Genomic DNA, 19,149 nt, shown 5'->3' on the forward strand with positions numbered 1-19,149 from the left:
TCAAGGTAGGAGGTGTGTAAGTCCATCAGTCTCTGATCGCCTTGGGAGTGCAGCTGGAGCAGCTCTCGATCGGTTTGTTAGGTGGTGCAGGGTTAGGGCGTAGTAGCCAGGCGGAGAAGCCTGAGATCGGACCGTAGAGGAGAGTGAATAGTATGACTTGGGGGAGGAGTTGGAAACCTGGCTCGAGTATTGTGGTAATGAGCAACAGGAGTAAAAAGGCCAGTAAGGTACCCCAGGATAGAGCATAAGGCAGGCGCCAGATCCTGTGTGCTGGCCGGTCATAGTACATGATGAAAACGAAGAAGCCGATGACGAGGTAGCTGACTCCATGAACTGTGGCTGAAGTCAGGGCGATTAAGGGGCCCCATTCTTGGCCTAAGACCAGCATGATCAGAGCCGGAGGAATGACGGCTACCAAAGTGCTAAGCAAGAGCGCAGCTCCAGCTGGTGGAAAACGACGGGGCATGCCTTCCTATAGCAATCAATGAGCCTTGAAGAAAGCGGGAAGCGGTTTGCGATTTTGACAATAATTATTGCAGTGTGGCCATTGTCTGAAACAGCCAGAGTGAGTTATGAAGAAGACTCCGATAACATTCATACTCAAAGTATATTATGAAAAACACGCAAAAACTCCTCCCTGCCGCCATGGCGGCAGCGTGCTCCCTGATACTTGCTCCAGCAGCCTCTGCGGCTATGGTCGGTCTATGGGAGTTCAATAATTCCTCAGATCTTACTGAGGCAACCGTAGGTTCTGCAGCTACGCTAAATGGCTCGATCACTTCTGGTACTGGAACCACGGCTGGTGATGGTGCTGCCATCGTGAATGTGGGTGATTACATCACCTTCAATAACTCGATTGGGGCTAACGGTGGTGGAACTAACACTAATGTTTATTCCATCGTGATTGATTTCAAAATGCCTACCCTAGCGGGTTGGGCAGCGATACTCGAGCTGGATAACGGTAACACAGGTGATGGCGATTATTTCTATTCAAGTTCTCGTGGTCTTGGTGTTTCCTCTGAAGGCTATGTGGATGACAATGATCCTCCACTCTCGGTCCTAGCAGATACCTGGCACCGTATGGTGCTGACAGTGGATAATGGTAATGTCCGCAGCACTTATGTTGATGGAGTGAACCTTGGAGATCATGCTGCAGGTAGTGTCGATGGCCGCTGGAGCTTGAGCAGCACCTTTGACATTTTCAGTGATAATGGTGGCGGTGAAGAAGTGATTTCCCACATCACCAACCTTGGGCTTTACGATACCGCTCTGACAGAAGGTGAGATCACTGCTCTTGGCGCCGCTGGTACTGCTCTAGCCGTTCCTGAGCCATCTTCTACCGCTCTGATCGGTCTTGCAGGCGTTGGTCTGCTGCTGCGCCGCAGAAGAGACTAAACTTAACTATTCATTGTTTGTTATAGTGAGAGGCTGTCCTGGCAAGTGAGGCTGGGGCAGCCATTTTTATGGGTGGGGGTTGATTTGACTTGCATAGAGTCATGATATTTAAGATATTATGCTGTATGTACCCTCACATCCTATCCATGGTAGGTGCTTCCTTGTTGGCATTCAGCAGCGCTCAGGCCTCGTTGGTGGCTTACTGGAACATGGACGATGTCTCGGGCAATCTAGCGGATTCCTCGGGCAATAACCTGACCGCGACCCCTTCCGGCACAGGCTTGACCTATGGTCAGGCATCGGTGAGCAGCGGGACCTATGGGAATATTACTTTGAGTGGCGCCCAGGCAGCTTCTTTCGGAACGGCGATCGAATTTGACCGTAGCCAGAGTGGTTATGCTACCCTCTCAGGGCAACCCGCGATCATTGAAACCCTTGCTGAGGTGGGGCCTACGGGCAGCTTCACCGTGATGGCCTGGGTGAATCCGGAGAGTTTGCCATCCAATACGACCTACCGGATCTTTGCCACTGGTGCGACAGGTGGCTGGGGACTTGGGGTGGCGAATGTAGACCGGGTGCGATTCACGACATTTGGCGTGCAGGATTTTACGAGTACAGGAACCCCGGTAGCGAGCGGGACCTGGCAGCATGTGGCGGCGACCTTCGCCGATGGCGTGGTGAGTATGTACCATAACGGCCAGTTGATCGGTAGTAACCCGGCGAGCTCTGGCTTTGTGGATGAGAATGGAGCGAATAATTTTGTAATCGGAGGAAACTCCAACCTGACGGCAGACCTCTTCAATGGTTTGATGGATGAGGTGCGGATTTACGATACCGCATTGACTGAGCAAGAGATCATCGATGCCGCTACGGTGCCCGAGCCAGGTGCCACGGCTTTGCTCGGTTTGGCGGGAGTAGCCTTGCTGCTTCGCCGGAGAAAAGACGGATAACTTTGTGTTGTGATGCCAAGTGATGGGCCCGGCCGTGAGGGGTCGGGCCCGCACCCCCTCAACCTCCCAAGAAAAAGCCCCGCCCAGCGGGAGCTGAACGGGGCTAGCATTATTGTCTGTTTATGAGTGGAGTGAGATTATCGTCTGCGGCGCAGGATAAATGCCAGACCAGCCAGACCGATGAGTCCTGTTGTGGATGGTTCTGGAACCGCGGTGCCGACGAAGCGAAGTTCAGCCAGACCCACACGGTCACCACCTGCAGGACCGTTACCGAAGTGGTTGTCGGTGACGTTGATGCGGATACGGTCAGCCTGGATCGTGGAACCGATTGCGCTGGTGATTGCCGCACCTGGTGAGTCCGCAAGGGCTACGCTAATCGCGCCGGTGGAGTTGTCAAAATTGCCCACACCGTAGTCGAGGACGACTTCGCTGATGTCATTGGCATTATTGGCTCCGAAGTGGTAGCCCCAGGTGACGAGGTCCGTGATGTCATAGGCCTGGTCGAAAATGACTTCGAAGCTGACGGTCGTTCCACCATTGTCAGCGAAGAAATCGCCGCCGGCAGGACCTGTGTCTGTGGTCGCCCAGACCACGCCGGGTGCATCAAAGTTGGCTGCGATGTGAGTGATGGTGGTGTAGTCACCGATGGTAGGCGTTCCGGAGAGGCCGTTGCCGTTGATCAGGTTGTTTTCATCATCCAGATTGATGCCTGTTTGTTCAGCGGCAGTACCTGTGTATGTGATGGTGGTCGGGTTGATGATTACGGCTGCCTGAGAGCTGAGGCTCATCAAAGCAGCAGTCATGCTGGTGAGTATGAGTGTGTTTTTCATTCAAGTATACTTGGTTAAAAAACCCGAATTAGAGAGCGGGTTTGTAACAATACCGGGGATCCTGAAAAACTGACTAAAATCGTCATTTTTTTATCATGAAGTGTCAGAATGGGCTCGGGAAGGGGGCTTGACGTAGCGGGAAGCGGTTGATAGTTGATCAAGCCTACTTACCCCAAATTGTTAGAAGATGCTGATTCATGATGTCGTTTTTATAGCGAATTTTAGTTCTCTGGTTGATGTGAAGATCGTTCTTGCCGTTCTGGCGGCGAGCGTGATTCTGAAGTTTGCTGCCAAGCGTGTAGGAGCTGGGACCCGGCGCAAATTGTTTAGCCAAGACTTTGACTTTCAGGAGGCACGTCTGCTGGATTACCCGAAGCTCGATCGTAAATACTACGCCCGCAGGCTGGAAGAGGCCGAGGCTCTGGGGATGTGGCATGTCACGGATTTTACCAATATGGCGGCTCCGGCAGGCGCAGGGATTCGGGAGACTTTGGTTCGGGTCATGGCCAGTCCGCAGGGGGAGGTGACGGCATTTGTCTACGATAGCCGGAGTCTGGGGACGATGGGAGTCATGGGTGAATCGCTGAGTGGCGGTCGCAGAAAAAGATCCACTCATGTTCAGACTGCCTTTGATAATGGGGAATGTCTGGTGACCACTGATGCCAAGGTGTTGCTGATTGAGGGGATGGAGTGGCAGAATGTCCAGCTGGTGGCTGAGGGCGCGAGCCTCGAGCATCTAATCGGCTGGCACCGGGTGAGACTGAAGGAGTACTTGGCCAAGCATCCTGGCGTGAGAGTACTTCCTGTCAGCAATGTCGGTGAATTTTATGAGCGCGAGAAATCCCTCTGGGCGCGCAAGGCGGAGATCTGGCAAGCCAAGGACTGGAAGCTCAAGAAGGCCGACCTCAAACAGTGGGATGATGGCGAGAAGCGTTTGATCATTTCTGAGGATATGCTGGCAGGCCAGCCAGCCGGTTTCGAAAAATCCTACGGCGCAGCAGTCGTCGCAGCCTCAGCCAAGGCTTCTGCTCCAGCATCTGCGATCGGCACGGCTACAGCCGTGGCTGAACCCGCTGCTGAGACTCAGCAGGAGGCGGCGGAGTCTGAGCTTAGAGACTCAGAGGCCCAGACGGATGCGATGGAGTCAGTCCCAGACAGCCTGCCCAAGGAATGGTATTTTTCCCAGCACGGTCAGAACCACGGTCCGATGACCAAGGTGGATCTGCAAGAGCGGGTTTGGAAGCCCGGGGTGAACTACCGCAGTATCTTGGTCTGGAACCCGAACATGCCAGAATGGAAGTCCCTGGTAGATGTACCGGAGTTGAGGCTGGAAAAGCCAGCGTCATCTGGTCCCGTGAAGCCACTCTCGCCTGCAGTGGGCAATGCGAGTCCTGTAGCGGAGACTGCCGCAACTCCAGAGATTTCCCGCCCGGCAAATCCTTATGAGACACCGAGTGCCAAAGGGGTGGAGCTGGGGCAGGTCCTGGCTTCTCACCACCGTCTCAAGTACAGCGGCATGGGGCGTAAGGATTTTGCCATCTGGATGCTGATGGTGCTGCCCTGCATTTACTGGTTCCAGAACTACCTGACCACTGGACCCTTGATGGATACGGGCTACGATATGATTGTCAGCCGGATCGCCTACATCGTCTTTATTTTGGTAGCCTATTCCCGGGTCAAGAACCTGGGCATGAGCTGGTACTGGCTGTTCGGCGTGAATGTGCCTTTCCTAAATGCCTGGATCTTCTGGCGGGCGTATTGCTGTCCCGAGGGCTACGCCGATCATACCACCATGGATGGTACTGGGAAGACTCTGAGTATCATCTACTGGATCTTGACTGGGATCCTCTATCTCGCAGCGATTGCGGTGATCGTGGCGGCGGCCTTCTGGTTGCCAGACCTGCTGGATGGCCTGATGGGGGACGGCGCTTACGAGGATACCTACGAGCAGGAGTACTGGGAGGAATACGAGGATATTCTCCCGGCGGAATAGCCAACTCCAGAATTCTAGAAACAATAAAGCCCGGCCTACCTCAGCCGGGCTTTATCGTTTCGCTATGATGTGTGGTGTTTTTGCGCTTAGTGTGTGTGGTAAAAAGGGATCAGATGTTCACCGGGCGTTTGATAAGCTTGGCTTCGAACATGATGCCGTTGCCGATGTGCCTTTCCTTGGCCAAGTCGATCAAGGTGCCTTGGTCTCCAAGCGGAAGCCAGGCGATGGTGTTCTCCTTGTCCTGGAACTTGCGCTCTTGGGCTTCGGTCACGTCCTGCAGGATGCGCTCGCTGCCGTCAGGCAGAACAATCTTGATGTATCTGGAGCCGCTGCTGGTGAGTGGCTCATATTCTTTGACAAGAAATGTTTTTCCCAGATCCGTCTTATAGACATAGACGCTCTGCTTGTAGGCAGCTGGAGTCATTTCCTGACCTCGCAGGAGATGGCTGGAGCTGGCGGCATTCGTCGTGAATGGCAGCAGGGCGAGTATGGGGAGGAGTATAAGGGACTTGTTCATTCAGGATCTGGAGTCGGTATTTCGGGGCGGGGTTTGTCGTGTTGCAAGTAATACATAGTCAGGGGTTTACATCTTTCAAGGGAATATGTAAAAAAGATGACCTAATTGTCATTAAGCGACTCGGATCTTGCTGTGGAGCGTCGGCCAGAGTCATGGCAGAACAATGGAATGCTGGCTTTTGCATGGCTGGGAGGGGATTTGGAGCCTTTGAGCAAAAAATCAGATAAATTAGTCAGAGGGAGCCGCTTAAGAGAAAACTTCCAATCCGGGGATACAAGTCCCTGATAACACTGACAATAAACCAAAATGAAATTTAAACAATTACTGACAACCGCTCTGGCGGCTACCCTGACCATTGGCGGTGCCCTCGCAGGAGGCGAAGGCTGGAGCGATGATTTTGCAGCTTCCAAGAAGCAGGCAGCAGAGCAGAAGAAAGACCTGCTCATCGACTTTACAGGATCTGACTGGTGCGGATGGTGCATCAGACTGAGCAATGAGGTCTTCAAGCATGATGCCTTCAACGAAGGCGTGAAAGACAGCTTTGTACTCGTGGAACTGGATTACCCGCGTGACAAGTCCAAGCTCAGTGAGGAAACCCAAGAGCAGAACGCCAAGCTACAGCAGCAGTATGGTATCACTGGCTTCCCGACGATTCTTCTCTGTGATGCTGAGGGTAAACCCTATGCTAAGACGGGTTACAAGCCCGGTGGCCCCGAAAAGTACGTGACACACTTGGACGAACTTCGTGCGAAGCGTACTGCCAGAGACGAAGCCTTTGCCAAGGCGGCAGAAGCTACAGGACCTGAGCAGGCCAAGCTTTACCTCGCAGCGCTTCAATCCCTTGGTTTGAGCGATAAGGTCATTGGCTCCACTTATGAAGACATCATCGAAAAGATCAAAGCCGCGGATCCTGAGGACTCCACAGGCTTTATCAAAAAGCAGGAGGAAGCTGCCCGCCAGGAAGAGCTCAACGCCAAGCTGAGAGGTATGAAGAAAGATGAGGTGATTACCTTCCTGGACAAGAGCTTGAAGGAAGACTGGCCGGTAGAAGGCAAGCAGCACATCATGGGCGTAAAAGCATCCTACTTGCTTCAGGATAAGAAAGTGGACGAATGCCTCAAGCTGTTGGACGAAGCTGTTAGCCTCTCTCCAGACAGCGAGACGGCCACAAAGCTGAAGCGGTTTCATGGCATGGTAGAGAAGAACAAGGAAAAGATTCTCAGCCAGTAAGCGGATCACCGTAAATTCTTGAGCCAGCCGCACAGCAAGCCTGTGCGGCTTTTTTGTGTTCAAGAGACGTCTATATAATCAGTCATTGTGGCTTCAAATAAGGGTGATTAGCATGCAGGTATGCGAATAGTCCTAGCCATGATGTTATCCGCTCTGCCCTTGGTGGCGGAGATCCCCAAGGAGCACTTGCAGACCTTTTATCGCGTCTCGGTGGAATGCCAGAATGGCAGGTATAAGATACAGCATTTAAGGCCTGGAATGAATATTGATCCCAGTCAGGTTGAGCCTTTTGTGAAGCGGATTGATGAGTTGTTAGGAGAGCTGGTGGAGAAGAAGGCGCTCAAGCAGGAAGTCATCGAATTGAAGAATCCCAATGAGATGGAACGGGAGGAGCAGGGCAAGATGTTCAAGATGGTCATGGATGCGGTGGGAAATCTGGGAGAGGAGTATGGATTTTATGTGGCTGCCGAAATGGTGGATATGGCCTGAGAAGAGAGGTGATGACAGTCCAGAAAGAGGATGCCGTTACCTTTACTCTGCGCATGCCGGAGAAGGAATTGCTGGCCTTGAAGAAGCAATTAACGGACGCGGGTTTCATGAAATAGAGAGAAGTGCCTAAGCTGAGGACCGGCTGGTACGTTTCTATCTCTATGAGGTGGTTTTATTTACTGCTGGGAGTAGTCTTGTTCAGTGCCTGTTCTGATAAAAAGGATACCATGGCCGAGTGGCGCGCGCGGGCAGTCCTCGGGCATGGTCCGGATGGGGTACTCTTGCATTGCGAGGATACTCACAAGGTCCAAGGGGCAAGCTTTAGTGTGATTGGAGATCGAGATGAAATCATGGAATGGGTGCATGGCAAGATGCCGGATAAGCCCTATGGTACCGATGGCGTAGAGGATTTTAAGCGAGATACCTGGAGGTTGGTCTCAGTCAGGAAAACACTTATGCTCAGCCTGGGAGATAGATGCTATGTGAGTGATGAGGGAACTAATACCTACAGAGTGGAGGCGGTTCTTCATTATCTCTCTACACGTGAAATAAAGTGTGAGGTGAATGTGCTCTGGTTGTATTGAAAAAGAGACCGATCCGGAAGCGTAGATTTAGGTGATGAATCTCATCATAAAATTCAAGCTGGCCGTGATATTGCTGTTCGCTGCGGTGGCGCTCGTGGTAACTGCGCTGTTTGGATGGCGGTACGTGTTCCCGCTCGACTGGTGGCGAGTGAATGAAGGGATGGAGCGTAGTGAGGTAGAAGCGCTGCTCGGTGAGCCCGATGTTGATATGCAGTCTCTCAAGGGCTTTTGCATATGGGGAGACAGTGAGGTAAGGCTTTTTATTTACATGAATGAGTGCGGGGTAGTGGAGAGCGTGCATCGGGAATGATGGGCTTTGACTGTTTGCTATGGCATGAGGGCTGAGCTATCCTAATGAGTAAACCAACAAGGAGTGTGTATGTTGATCATTGAACGTGTAAATGAGAAGTGTCTGGACATTCAGATGAGCGGGAAGCTGGATACTGAGGGAATGCGCAAGGCTCTGGATGAGATGGTGGAGAAGTCCCAGGGGATAGAGGACGGCCAGATGCTGTTTGATATCGTGGAGTACCACCTGCCTTCGGTCGGGGCGATCGGACTGGAGCTTTCCCGCCTGTTCCCCCTACTGAAGTGGATGCGTCAGTTCAAGCGCTGCGCGGTGCTGGCAGACAAGACCTGGCTGAAGAAGGTCAGCGAAATCGAGGTCGCTCTCATCCCTGGTATCGAGATCAAAGGCTTTGACCGTGACCAGCGCGCCGCCGCGGAGGCCTGGCTTGCGGGCTAAGCCAGAGGTCCACATAGCTGCATGAGGTAGGTCGCGATTCCTGCAAGCTGCGCAATCAGGATGATCAACGCTGGATCCTCAAGCTTCCGAGACTTCTTCCAGAAGGTCACGATCCCTGCCAGCAGGATGAGCAAACCGAAATACGTGAATACATTCACATTTCCTCCGCTGAAGGCTAACAGAAGAAAGACGCCGATGCTGTAGAGCAGAATGAGAATGTAATTCAAGCTGGCCATTATTGAGGCAAGCGGGAGGGTCGGATCACTTTATAATGGAGGACAATGCCTGCGATAAAGGGGGGCGCTGAAACGAACGCTAACGGCGATCTGACAAGGAATAAGGCAATGGGAACAAAGATGCCGACAAACATCATGACGTAGGCTGAAAAAATGAGAGGGAACTGTGAACGCATCAGTTTTCTCCTGGCGCAGTCAAAGATGTCGTAGGAGATTGCCTTGGCGTTATCGTGACTCATGCCCTGACTGCGCAGGTAGTTGATGACTGCAATGTGTCCCTGGCCAGAACCTAAGATGATTTCAGCCTGGTGAATCCATTCCTGACGTTGCTGCTCATACTCCTCCTTCATGGTACAAATTGACTTCATAAAGTCATAGAGCAGAGGACTCCGATCCAGCGAGGCTAAAATGGGCGATCCATCATTCACCACTCCCTCGGAGAAATGAGTTCCTCGGGATCGGCATTGGGATAGCCGTAGGCTTTCGCGATGGTGAGGAGATCCGAGAGGATGTTTTCACGGGCGGTGGAGTCTATCTCACAGCCTTGTTCTTCAAAGTCCTCCTCCAGATCATTGAATTCCAGGGTGGCGGCATGCGTGCGCTTGTAGAATTCCTGGAGATCGGCTGGCGGGTTGGTTTCCAGTTGCAGGCAGAGTCGATCTAGAATGGCTTTGGCACGGCAGACGAGTGGCTTCGGGTAGGACTCATCGATATACAGGTTACTGAGGAAGGCGTAGTCTTCGAGTTTGCCGTTGGTGATCGTGCTCATGGCGCTGCTCCTTTCTGTCGGGGTTTCCCGTCTTTTTGGGTACCCATCAGTATACACTAGATGAGCCTTTGGAACAAGGGGTAGAGTGTTTTGTCTTGGAGGGGAGATCGAGCGGATGCCGTTCACCCTATTGGCAACCTTTGCTGGGGATGCGAGCTTGGAGGTTTGTGACTTAATTTGGATCAGTAGCGATAATGCAGTGTTAAAATCTTTACGCTAGTATCTGTTAGTGTAGTCTACAAGCCTCCTCCCCAAGGAGCGGGACTGTGTGTTGTAGTCCGGCGATGGTATTGATTAAACCAAATATAGAATAATGTTAGATATGGAAACTCCTTATGCTACACCAAACAGTTCGCCGGATTCGGGTGTCATTTTAGAAGCTGATCAACTCTTGCTGGATAAAGCCGCTAGCGGCTTGTCGCTCATCAATCTGGCGATTCTGGTAAACATCTGCTCGGTAGTCTTGATGTACGCGGTCAGTCCTCTGCTGGGCCTGCTGGCTCTTGTGGGTCTGGTGATGGCCTTGGTCGGGATCATTCGAGTCGGTGTGGGAACCAAGGCGGGTACGTTGATGACCGTGTTTTACGTGCTCCTCATGTTTGTTCCTTACCTGAACATCCTGATTCTTCTGGCAGTCAACTCCCGCGCCAGTAACCACCTCAAGAAGCATGGTTACAAAGTAGGTCTCGTGGGTGCCAAGAAGCCTTCCTAGCAGCCTGCGCTTCGGTCTTGCTACGGTCCGGGGAGTGTATGCTATGCTTTCCGGACGATGTGCAGCGTCTATGATCTAGCCAAAAAGCAGCCGGCTCAGCAGGACTTTGATCTGCTAGAGGGCGTGATGGAGGTGCTGCAGGCGATGGATGAGCGCCGCCTCATCCGGCGTACGGACAGAGCCCCAGTGATGCTGGCGGATGGCACGGTGGAAGAAATGCACTGGGGCTATATGCGCCAGGGGCTGGGGCCAGTGAACAATGCCCGCAGTGAGAAGCTGGATTCCCCCATGTGGCGGGACTCCTTTGCCGAGCGGCGCTGCCTGATCCCGGTGGCGCATTTCTTTGAATGGTCGGGCCCCAAGGGGAGCAAGCGTACCCACCGCTTCGAGCATCCCGCCGGTGAGTGGCTCTGGATGGCGGGGATGTGGGAGGAAAGCCGGGAATATGGCCGCTGCTACACCATGCTGACCACGGCAGCCAATTCCCTGATGGAGCCGATCCATAAGCGCATGCCAGCAGTTCTGGTGGGCGAGGAGATCCCGGCCTATCTGGCCGGCGACCTGCGGGCGTTTAACCCCAGTGCGGGTTGTCTGCGGGTAGAGGACGCCCTGAATCCTCTGCTGAAGAATCCGCCCACTCACCAGCAGGGGGAGTTATTTTAGGGCTAGCTAGGAGGCTGCTGACCCATTTGGACGGGTAGTTTTTATGCAATGATAATCAAGTATTCATAAAGGATATGCTCTCTATTCACGTTAGAACGAGTGTGTTACATTGACTGTGATAGAAAAATCTCCTATAGACAGCTGTTAGCACACGATGACAATTAAAGGCATACTCTTGATAGGAATGGCGATGGCGGGGGCCTATGTCTCCACCACCTATGTGAGTAAAGAGGTAAAACAGGCCAATAAATCCACCCCGGAAGCCAGTCTTCAAGGGAAGTGGCGTCCTGTTGGTTACACCGCGACCCGCTTCCAGAGTCTTGAGTTCCGGGAGAATTTCATCATCCTTACGCTACACAACCAGGGGGATCCGGATATCAGGCGCTTTATCCAGGACAGGGTGGATAAGAAACTCATCATCGATGAGCGTTTCGGAGAAGATACGGTGATGAGTTATGAGTTAGACGGCGATGAACTGAAGCTCAAGGCTCCGGGGGTCGGTCAGACTCTACAATGGAAACGAGGAAGGTAGATTTCCTGGTATCACGGCTGTATCAAGTCTCCATGCTCTGCTATGGATGTAGCCCGTGTTCAGACAAGTAGCAGACAGAGTCTTTCGAATCCTGACATCAGAGGCAGACGGAAGGGTGTGTAAGGACCTCCCGGAAGAAGCCTGCAGGAGGCAGCCGGAGAACTTTTGCAAGCATGTCCTCTCACTGATCTTGACCAAAACGGCGGATGGTCTGATTGATCCCAAGCTGGTTCTCAGCTGGCTGATGACGGTACTGGGGGCACCTGCTGCCTATATCGGGATGCTGGTGCCAGTACGCGAGGCAGGGGCGCTCCTGCCACAACTATTCACTGCGGGTTATCTGGATTCCCTACCACTGAGAAAATATGCTTGGGCGATCGGCAGTTTCATACAGGGGGCGTGTGCGGCTGCTATGGGGCTCGCTGTCTTGTGGATGGAGGGCGAGGCTCTGGGAGCAGTGATCATCGCGTTGCTCGCTTTGCTAGCGGTGGCTAGGAGTGTCTGCTCGGTTTGCTACAAGGATGTGCTGGGTAAGACGGTGGACAAGAGTAAACGAGGCACAGCCACTGGAGCGGCGAGTTCTTTGGCCGCAGGGCTGGTGATCTGCTACGCCCTGCTCATTGCCAGCGGATGGGTGGACCGTCTCACTCTCGTGACGGTGGGGCTCATGCTTGCAGCGCTATTTTGGAGCTTGGCTGGAGGCCTTTTCTGGACACTGACAGAAGCCCGCGGTTCCACTGCGGGTGGTGGGAACCCTTTCAAAATCGCCCTGAAGCACACCAGCTACCTGTTCACAGATCGTCAGCTTGTGTTGTTTATCCTGACTCGTGGGCTGCTAACTGCTACGGCATTGGCTCCGCCCTTCATGGTCGCTTTGGGAGCTGGGGCGAGTGGCAACGGCTTTGCAGGCCTTGGCTGGTTGGTACTGGCATCCTCATTCGCCGGACTGAGCAGCAGCTACGTATGGGGCAGGCTGGCGGACCATTCCAGTAGGAAGGTGTTGCTTCTGGCTGGTTTGTTAGGCGGTGTGGCACTCATCGCTACCTCCCTCTGTGCCTTCTACGAGGTGCTCGGGACGGCTTGGCTGCTTCCAGTCTTGCTTTACACGCTTATGGTCGCCTACCAGGGCGTGCGCTTAGGGCGGTCCACGCATCTGGTAGACATGGCTGACGTGGAAAAACGCGCGGCTTATACCGCTCTCTCAAACACCGTGATCGGCGTGCTGCTATTGATGGGTGGAGGCTTCGGTCTCTTGGCCAATACCTATGGAGAGCTCACCGTGATTCTCGTCTTCAGCCTCATGTGCTTCGCCTCCATGGCCGGCGCCTTCTTCCTGCACGAGGTGCAGGATGATTAAGTTTTGCCGACCCATTATGCCGACGTCTATGTCGGGAAGTGAGGTTTCTAGTCTCCTTGGCTATGGGGTATGCGCTTGAGGATGGTCGGGCTTTTGTAGTCGAAGTGATTCTGGGCACCGTGCTTGTTCAGGTATTCCAGGATCTCTTTTCCGGATGCACTAAGGGTGACGGCTTTCGGCATGAACTTGTTTTCTTTGTTTTCGTGTACCTTGCCTTTGAGCTGTCCGCCTTCTACGGCTTTCGCAAAAGCCTCCATTTCCATGGGCCACAGGAGAAGGGTGTCTTCGCGTTCAAAACTGTATTCGGAGATCATGTAGCGGTCAGGAGTCTCATTGTCGCCTTTCTCCTTGGGCTGGAGTACGGAGATGTATTGCCCGTGCTGTCCCTTTGCAGTGATCGCTTTTAATTCAATAATCTCGAATTTGTCATTCTCATAGGCAAGTGTGGCGGCTGCGAGTGTCGCCGGCGCTTTCTTGGGAATTTCGACCGTGAATACCATGCCGCCATGGGTCCACGCTCCATCAAAGGATTCCAGATCTCCTGTATTGGATGATTTCGTGAGTGGATGAGCCGAGTTGACTGACGAACAGCTGGTGAATGTTAGTAAGCTAAGTAGGCCCGTGGCGATGGTGGGAATCAGGGTTTTCATAGTGATGATGGGGTTTCTGATGAAGCTGGATTCTTGGGGCTGTCCATGGCTTTGAGCTTTTTCAGGATGACTGGGGATTTTTTGATCAGAAAGACGGCTGTTAAGAAGAGGGCGATATTGACGATGATGTGGTAGGTGTCTTCTTCGGTGAGCGGGGAGGGTTCCTCATTGTGTTTGATTGCTAGAAGGATCTGATAGATATAGTCGACCATGCGTATAATCGACCATGCGGCTATCAGCATGGCGCTGCTTACAACAACTGCGAGGTCTAGCGATGGACTGCTAGGGATTTCCTTGTCTCTGCCTACGATCATTCGTGCGAGCTTGGGGGCTATGAGGATTAATCCAACAGCTACGATAAGTTGGAGTAAGATTGCGATCGCTGTCGTGGTGACCGATATCGCTATGAACTTCGATCCTGATTCGCTTGGGTCGTAATTCAGTCCTAGAATTGAGATAAAGGTGATTACTGAGTTGATAGATCGCAGGATGAAGTACACGCCGAGTAGTCGGAGCAGTGCTTGAATAAGGGTAATCATATTGGCCGGTATTAGTCTGTTTATGAAAATCTTGGCTGTTGCCACAGCTGTTTGGGCTTATCGCTTCGGTATCAATCAACGGGAATGTGCTGAGACGGTTTGCGCGGTATTTTTAGGGATCCTGCTAACAGTCACACTGGGTATGCTTCCCTGATTAACGATCACCTACACACCTTAGATTAGGGCAGTGGATGAAGCTCACGTCAATCCATGTCTCACTGAGAATCATGAGTGAGATTTTTCTATGTGTTGTTTCTGGCTAATGATTAGTTATTTACTAATAAACTGTATGACAGAAATGGTGCCGATGGGGATTGACCTTAGGGAGAGCGGGTGGAAGAGTAACGGCACTGTGTGACAGATATTCTTCCGTATACACAATAGAGAGCAAAGGTGGGTCCGGGTCCGTCATGGGACCCGGGCCTTATTGTTTCAGAGGGCACAGCTTCACTGTGAGTGGCGAGCTGAAGAACGGGTGGAGGAGTTCTTGTGAGAGTAGTGCTTGATAATCTTCTTCACCACTCGCTCTTTGAGTTTCTCCAGGCTGGCCTTCTCCCGTTCCTTGCCGATCCAGGTAGCGTGGAAATCACAGTCAATTCCGTAGGCGCCACTGGATATGCTGCCCGTGTGCGAGAGGTCGTCATGAAGGAATTCATCGGGAACTTCGCTGAGCCCGCCGTCAGCTAATTCAAAGAAAAAGGCATCATCACAGCCGTCGGCTGGGAGTTCGGTAGAAGTCAGAAGAATGCCGTCATGGGGAATGTCTGCCGTCATGATGTGTTGGTCTTTGTCCAGAGGGTTAGCACCCTCTACTCCATAGACGATGCATTCCCAGCGGTTTAAAAATTCATCTGGTATCAGGTGTTTGACGCAGTGTTTCTTTTCCGAACTACAGGAGAGCAAGCTCGGCAGCAAGACGAGTAACAGGGCATGGTAGGGGGATTTCATAAAGCCAACCTTCCTTATAGCAAGAATCAGGGTGGTTTCCAAGTAAGTAATTGAAATACAGGTTTCTGTGGGGTTTTTGCTGAGGGTTGTTTAGAAAAGTAAACTGACACGTTCGGGACTGATCACGAGTTACTCTAAGCTATAGAGGCCCCAAATCTACTGACGTGTAGGCGGATAGTAGAGGTACTGATTGAGTTCTTTTACAGGACAACACTGGCTAAAGCACACACGTATTGAAAAGAAAACCGGAGAGCCTGGGCTCTCCGGTTTTTTTATGGGGTATGAAAGGGTATAAGAGGCTAACAATGTCGCCGACTTCTTAATGGTTGCGATCGATAACCTGAGGACGAGGCTTGGAGATATCCATCGAGGCGGGGGCCTCTGGCCTGAGCTCAGTCATGCTGGCATCTGCCGCAGGAGCTGTTGCTACTGGTGGCACAGGCTCTGGTACAGAAGTACTGCTGGTGCACGAGCAGAGTGTGATGAGTAGCAGACCGGTGGCGGTGTATATCGCTTTCTTCATGTTAATATGTCTAATGGTTACATTCGCCTGGGTGTTAGACGGAGGGCAAGAAACCAGGCAATCCGTAGACTACATGAGATAGGGGGGAGGTGTCACGGCTTTTGCGTGGTGGCTCTCTATGTAGGCGGATGTGATGAGTGTTAGTGTCTGAAAATCATCCGTTTAGATTAATGTGTTGTTGCCATGGATGGGGTTGTGATGCGATGATGCACGCTATGCAAACTGTGTCTCGAGCTTTGTCATTGCTACCCCTGTCGATCTGTCTGCCACTGGTGCAGTGCACGATGGTTCCTAAAGTGGAGGATAAACCTGTAACGAAATCCTTGTCCCCTCCCAAGTCAGGCGTGCTGGCTGAAACTGCAAGGAGACTTGAGAACACACGTGACGAGGAACAGTCCTCGCTGCTCCTTCTGGATGAGGCGAAGGAGGCGCTGGAGTGGCGGCTTGCCCTGGTGGACTCAGCAAAGTCTTCGATCGATATTCAGCTCTACCTCTGGCATGACGGGGCATCTGGGAAGTTGCTGCTAGATCGCGTACTACGTGCTGCAGATAGAGGGGTAAGGGTACGCATTCTGGTGGATGACTTTCTTTTCAATGGGAATGAGCCCTTTGTCTCTTCCATCTGCCGCTATCATCCGAACATCGATATCCGGATCTTTAATCCCACTAGCTTCAGGGGAAACCCACTGGGGTCTAGTATAGAGTTCCTCTTGAACTTCGTACACTTGAACCGCCGCATGCATAACAAGACTTGGACGGCAGACCAGAGCTTCAGCATCGTAGGAGGGCGAAATGTGGGTGACCACTATTACGGATTGGACGAGCACTACAATTTCCTGGACCTGGATGTCTTGGTTTCTGGTCCTCCAGTTAGGGAGGTAGCCAAAGGATTTGACCTGTTCTGGAATTCTGCCCAAGCCTATCCGGGAGCCTTGCTGTCCAAGCGTGCCAAGCGTGAGATTCTTGAGGAGCGTAGAGCGCGTTTGCTTGCCTATCTGGATCAGGAAAAAGGCGGTATGCTGCGCTCCTTCCCCACACGTCCCAAGGATTGGTCTAGTGAGTTTGCTCGCTTGCCTCATACCATGGCCAAGGGGAAGGCGGTCTTCATTCAGGATCACCCGGATCGTGAGCAGGACAATCGCCAGCTAGTCACCAGCTTGGGCACTGCTGTGGGTAAGCAATCCAGGGAGCTGATTCTGGTGAGTCCCTATTTTATCCCCGGTAAGGGGATGCTGGAGAGCATGGAGCAGGCGGTGAAAGAGGGGAAGGATGTCCATGTGCTGGCTCCTAGCCTAGCGGCCAATAACCAGCCTGCTGCTCACGGGCACTACAAGAAAAAGCGCAAGCCTACGCTGAGAACTGGAGCCAAGCTCTACGAGTTGAGATCGCAACCGGATAAGTCTGTTAGAATGATGGCAGACGTGAGCCCGGTACGAAGCAAGATAGTAGCCATGCATACCAAAGCCATTGTAGGTGATCGCACGCGTTGCTTTATCGGCTCCATGAATTTGGATCCGCGAGCCATTAAGATCAATACCGAGAGTGGTATGCTGATAGATTCCCCAGAGCTAACAGCTGATCTGTTTTCCATGCTGCAAAAAATCCGCCGCAGTGAAAGTGTGTGGGAGGTGACTTTAGATGAGCGGAATAAACTGCGTTGGAGTGAAAATGGTGTCAATTTCCAGGATGAACCGCCAGCCCCGTGGATGAAGAAAGTGACTTCACGCATCGTAGGCTGGCTCCCTCTGGAGAGCCAGCTCTAGTCGATTATTGAATGCGTGCCTGCGTACTGAGGATGCTTGCACCCTGAAGGTCAGTCTCGGTGGCAGGATTATAGAAATGAACGTAGCTGATGCCGTTCTCTGTAGGGATGAGGCATGGCAAGGTGATGACAGTCTTGCGTCCATCAAGAAAGAGTGTGGCTGCGCCTTTCTTGGCAGCCTTGTCCCAGGCAATAGTCAGCTCGTGAGTCTTTCCGGGGGTGAGAAGCTTTTTGCCTTCCGGAGTCTTCCCAGCAGCATCGATCTTCAGGACATAGTTGGCAAATTGGTCTACGCTGGGGTCACAGGCATTGAACCAGCGGTCACAGAGAGCGATCTGCAGGCCGGAGCCGCCTTCCTCCAAGCGGACCTTGGTAGTGAGCTTGCCAGAGTCACCAGAGGGGAGGTTCCAAGTGGCACCCTGGTTGGGATTGGTGAGAGTGAGATCGTCGACACGGCGCAGCCGCAGTGTACCGTCCTCTACCAGAGCACCTGGAGTGCGGTTATAGGCACAGTGGCCTACGTACTTGGCGATATACTGGTGAGTGGTCCAGTCCTTGGCTCCATCTCTGGAGATGTCTGAGCTGCGCTCTTTTTCATACAGCCAGCGCAGATCCATGATCATGAGTCTACGGTGCATGGCATGCTGGCCGCAGGAGAACAGTACGCGATTGTCATCTAGCTGCACGACTTCCGACTGGTGTTTGCCGCGGTCTTGTTTGCCCTTCCAAGTACCGTAATCGCCACGGTTTCGGTGCTCGTCCAGAATGAGTTCGCGAAAGCCTGTCCAGGTCTTTCCTTCATCGCTGGAAATGGCGGCGTGGATGGTGTCTCGGTTGGTGAAGGCGTCCTCGCCACGGCCAGTGGCTGTCTCAATCTCAGGTAGAGAGGTGGTGTTCGACCAGAGGAAAAGGATGCGTCCGTCACGGAGGCGGTGGAAGGTGGGCATCGTGATGGTGCCCCAGAAGCGGGACGGTTCTGCCTTGCTCCATGTTTTACCGTAGTCTGATGAGAATGTCTGGTAGTGCTTGTCCAGCGAGGTGCGTGCAATCATCCAGAGCTTTTTGCTCTTCAGCTCCACGATGGTTCCTTCCACCATGCCGTGGTTCCAGCGTGTGCCCTTATGTACGCCGCCAGGCTTGTGGTTAGGTGAATTTACTTTGTTAGACTGTTTCCAGCTTAAGCCTTGGTCGTCAGAGTACCAGGTGAAGCAGCCTCCACCATGACCGGGAATGACGATGCGCTTATTGCTGTCCACCCAGAGAGGGTTTCTGAGAATGCCAGATGGACGGATCGTGTTTCCTTTGTCGTCTCTAACGAGGTTCCATTTGCCGTCGATGCCGCCTTCAGTAAGGTAGATGCCGTCGTTGTTATTCTTGCCACGATAAGCTGGCTCGACGCGGAGGTATTCCCCGCTGATTGGGTTTTTTGCAATGGCTGGTGATTCCTTGGCCATGCACGTAGCACCGGGGTAAGTAGCGGGAAGAGGGACGGATTTCCATGTCTCGCCATTGTCGAGCGACTGCAGGAAGTGCTTGCTGCCTTTGCCCGGATAGTGACGGATTTCCTTGTCTGAGATCCGGATGAGTCCACGGCCTGCATCTGCTGGTGGCACGGCGACCACGCGTGGAGCATCGACTGCCAGAGCTTGGGTGGCGAGTAGGGTGGGAAGAATGAATGAGTACTTCATGGTGTTCTGTTAGGGGTCGCTTATAATGTTGGGTCTG

At 52.7% G+C, this 19,149-nt stretch carries 24 protein-coding genes; 13 read left to right on the plus strand and 11 right to left on the minus strand.

Annotation, left to right across the window (positions count from 1 at the left end):
* Positions 1-25: 25 nt before the first annotated feature.
* A complete protein-coding gene (locus BUB27_RS18270; protein WP_143185334.1) occupies positions 26-466 on the minus strand; it encodes a hypothetical protein in 441 nt (146 codons plus the stop codon).
* A 146-nt stretch (positions 467-612) separates the two neighbouring features.
* Here BUB27_RS18270 and BUB27_RS18275 point away from each other — a divergent pair, with 146 nt between their 5' ends.
* The gene (locus BUB27_RS18275) at positions 613-1,395 is read left to right on the plus strand and encodes a LamG-like jellyroll fold domain-containing protein (RefSeq protein WP_143185335.1); all 783 of its coding nucleotides are present in this window, start codon (positions 613-615) and stop codon (positions 1,393-1,395) included.
* A 125-nt stretch (positions 1,396-1,520) separates the two neighbouring features.
* Positions 1,521-2,345 (plus strand): LamG domain-containing protein, encoded by an 825-nt coding sequence (locus BUB27_RS18280; protein WP_159435074.1) that lies wholly within the window; start codon positions 1,521-1,523, stop codon positions 2,343-2,345.
* Between the two features lie 137 nt (positions 2,346-2,482).
* Here the strand turns inward: BUB27_RS18280 and BUB27_RS18285 are convergent, their stop codons facing one another.
* Complete coding sequence (locus BUB27_RS18285) at positions 2,483-3,175, minus strand: PEP-CTERM sorting domain-containing protein (protein WP_143185337.1); 693 nt, start codon at positions 3,173-3,175, stop codon at positions 2,483-2,485.
* 187 nt (positions 3,176-3,362) lie between these two features.
* On the opposite strand from BUB27_RS18285, the gene BUB27_RS18290 reads away from it, so the two are divergent.
* On the plus strand, positions 3,363-5,168 hold the full coding sequence (locus tag BUB27_RS18290) for a DUF4339 domain-containing protein (protein ID WP_143185338.1): 1,806 nt from the start codon (positions 3,363-3,365) through the stop codon (positions 5,166-5,168).
* Between the two features lie 109 nt (positions 5,169-5,277).
* Here BUB27_RS18290 and BUB27_RS18295 read toward each other — a convergent pair whose 3' ends face one another.
* Positions 5,278-5,685 (minus strand): hypothetical protein, encoded by a 408-nt coding sequence (locus BUB27_RS18295; protein ID WP_143185339.1) that lies wholly within the window; start codon positions 5,683-5,685, stop codon positions 5,278-5,280.
* 306 nt (positions 5,686-5,991) lie between these two features.
* Between BUB27_RS18295 and BUB27_RS18300 the strand changes: the two genes are divergently transcribed.
* The 5 genes from BUB27_RS18300 (at position 5,992) to BUB27_RS18320 (ending at position 8,733) form a co-directional block, all read left to right on the plus strand.
* Positions 5,992-6,915, plus strand: a complete 924-nt coding sequence (locus BUB27_RS18300) for a thioredoxin family protein (RefSeq protein WP_143185340.1) — start codon at positions 5,992-5,994, stop codon at positions 6,913-6,915.
* Positions 6,916-7,035: 120 nt separating this feature from the next.
* Complete coding sequence (locus BUB27_RS18305; protein WP_159435075.1) at positions 7,036-7,404, plus strand: hypothetical protein; 369 nt, start codon at positions 7,036-7,038, stop codon at positions 7,402-7,404.
* Between the two features lie 227 nt (positions 7,405-7,631).
* Complete coding sequence (locus tag BUB27_RS18310; RefSeq protein ID WP_143185342.1) at positions 7,632-7,988, plus strand: hypothetical protein; 357 nt, start codon at positions 7,632-7,634, stop codon at positions 7,986-7,988.
* Positions 7,989-8,022: 34 nt separating this feature from the next.
* The gene (locus BUB27_RS18315) at positions 8,023-8,298 is read left to right on the plus strand and encodes a hypothetical protein (RefSeq protein ID WP_143185343.1); all 276 of its coding nucleotides are present in this window, start codon (positions 8,023-8,025) and stop codon (positions 8,296-8,298) included.
* Between the two features lie 69 nt (positions 8,299-8,367).
* Entirely contained in the window at positions 8,368-8,733 is a 366-nt protein-coding gene (locus tag BUB27_RS18320) for a SpoIIAA family protein (RefSeq protein ID WP_143185344.1), read from the plus strand.
* Here the strand turns inward: BUB27_RS18320 and BUB27_RS18325 are convergent.
* Genes BUB27_RS18325 through BUB27_RS18335 form a run of 3 tightly spaced genes read right to left on the minus strand, consistent with a single transcriptional unit; the run spans position 8,730 to position 9,738 of the window.
* Positions 8,730-8,969 (minus strand): hypothetical protein, encoded by a 240-nt coding sequence (locus BUB27_RS18325; RefSeq protein WP_159435076.1) that lies wholly within the window; start codon positions 8,967-8,969, stop codon positions 8,730-8,732. The genes BUB27_RS18320 and BUB27_RS18325 overlap by 4 nt on opposite strands.
* On the minus strand, positions 8,969-9,337 hold the full coding sequence (locus BUB27_RS18330; protein WP_159435077.1) for a hypothetical protein: 369 nt from the start codon (positions 9,335-9,337) through the stop codon (positions 8,969-8,971). The genes BUB27_RS18325 and BUB27_RS18330 overlap by 1 nt, the downstream gene beginning before the upstream one ends.
* A 56-nt stretch (positions 9,338-9,393) precedes the next feature.
* Positions 9,394-9,738, minus strand: coding sequence for a DUF5713 family protein (locus BUB27_RS18335; RefSeq protein ID WP_143185347.1), 345 nt, complete (start codon positions 9,736-9,738; stop codon positions 9,394-9,396).
* Positions 9,739-10,060: 322 nt separating this feature from the next.
* On the opposite strand from BUB27_RS18335, the gene BUB27_RS18340 reads away from it, so the two are divergent.
* The 4 genes from BUB27_RS18340 (at position 10,061) to BUB27_RS18355 (ending at position 13,002) form a co-directional block, all read left to right on the plus strand.
* Positions 10,061-10,450 carry a hypothetical protein gene (locus BUB27_RS18340; protein ID WP_143185348.1) on the plus strand — a complete coding sequence of 130 codons (390 nt, stop codon included), beginning with the start codon at positions 10,061-10,063 and terminating at the stop codon, positions 10,448-10,450.
* Between the two features lie 57 nt (positions 10,451-10,507).
* On the plus strand, positions 10,508-11,113 hold the full coding sequence (locus tag BUB27_RS18345; RefSeq protein WP_143185349.1) for an SOS response-associated peptidase: 606 nt from the start codon (positions 10,508-10,510) through the stop codon (positions 11,111-11,113).
* 154 nt (positions 11,114-11,267) lie between these two features.
* Positions 11,268-11,645 carry a hypothetical protein gene (locus tag BUB27_RS18350; RefSeq protein WP_143185350.1) on the plus strand — a complete coding sequence of 126 codons (378 nt, stop codon included), beginning with the start codon at positions 11,268-11,270 and terminating at the stop codon, positions 11,643-11,645.
* A 55-nt stretch (positions 11,646-11,700) separates the two neighbouring features.
* On the plus strand, positions 11,701-13,002 hold the full coding sequence (locus BUB27_RS18355; protein ID WP_143185351.1) for an MFS transporter: 1,302 nt from the start codon (positions 11,701-11,703) through the stop codon (positions 13,000-13,002).
* A 47-nt stretch (positions 13,003-13,049) separates the two neighbouring features.
* Here BUB27_RS18355 and BUB27_RS18360 read toward each other — a convergent pair whose 3' ends face one another.
* The 4 genes from BUB27_RS18360 to BUB27_RS18375 form a co-directional block, all read right to left on the minus strand.
* Positions 13,050-13,652, minus strand: coding sequence for a hypothetical protein (locus tag BUB27_RS18360; protein WP_143185352.1), 603 nt, complete (start codon positions 13,650-13,652; stop codon positions 13,050-13,052).
* Positions 13,649-14,191, minus strand: a complete 543-nt coding sequence (locus tag BUB27_RS18365) for a hypothetical protein (protein WP_143185353.1) — start codon at positions 14,189-14,191, stop codon at positions 13,649-13,651. The genes BUB27_RS18360 and BUB27_RS18365 overlap by 4 nt, the downstream gene beginning before the upstream one ends.
* Before the next feature lie 447 nt (positions 14,192-14,638).
* Positions 14,639-15,139 carry a hypothetical protein gene (locus tag BUB27_RS18370; RefSeq protein ID WP_143185354.1) on the minus strand — a complete coding sequence of 167 codons (501 nt, stop codon included), beginning with the start codon at positions 15,137-15,139 and terminating at the stop codon, positions 14,639-14,641.
* Positions 15,140-15,458: 319 nt separating this feature from the next.
* The gene (locus tag BUB27_RS18375; protein WP_143185355.1) at positions 15,459-15,662 is read right to left on the minus strand and encodes a hypothetical protein; all 204 of its coding nucleotides are present in this window, start codon (positions 15,660-15,662) and stop codon (positions 15,459-15,461) included.
* Positions 15,663-15,898: 236 nt separating this feature from the next.
* On the opposite strand from BUB27_RS18375, the gene BUB27_RS18380 reads away from it, so the two are divergent.
* Positions 15,899-17,425: a phospholipase D family protein gene (locus tag BUB27_RS18380; protein ID WP_159435078.1), complete on the plus strand. Its 1,527-nt coding sequence runs from the start codon at positions 15,899-15,901 to the stop codon at positions 17,423-17,425.
* A 4-nt stretch (positions 17,426-17,429) separates the two neighbouring features.
* Here the strand turns inward: BUB27_RS18380 and BUB27_RS18385 are convergent, their stop codons facing one another.
* Positions 17,430-19,112: a sialidase family protein gene (locus BUB27_RS18385; protein ID WP_143185357.1), complete on the minus strand. Its 1,683-nt coding sequence runs from the start codon at positions 19,110-19,112 to the stop codon at positions 17,430-17,432.
* Positions 19,113-19,149 lie beyond the last annotated feature (37 nt).

The organism is Rubritalea squalenifaciens DSM 18772 (genome assembly GCF_900141815.1).
Taxonomy (GTDB): Bacteria; Verrucomicrobiota; Verrucomicrobiia; order Verrucomicrobiales; family Akkermansiaceae; genus Rubritalea; species Rubritalea squalenifaciens.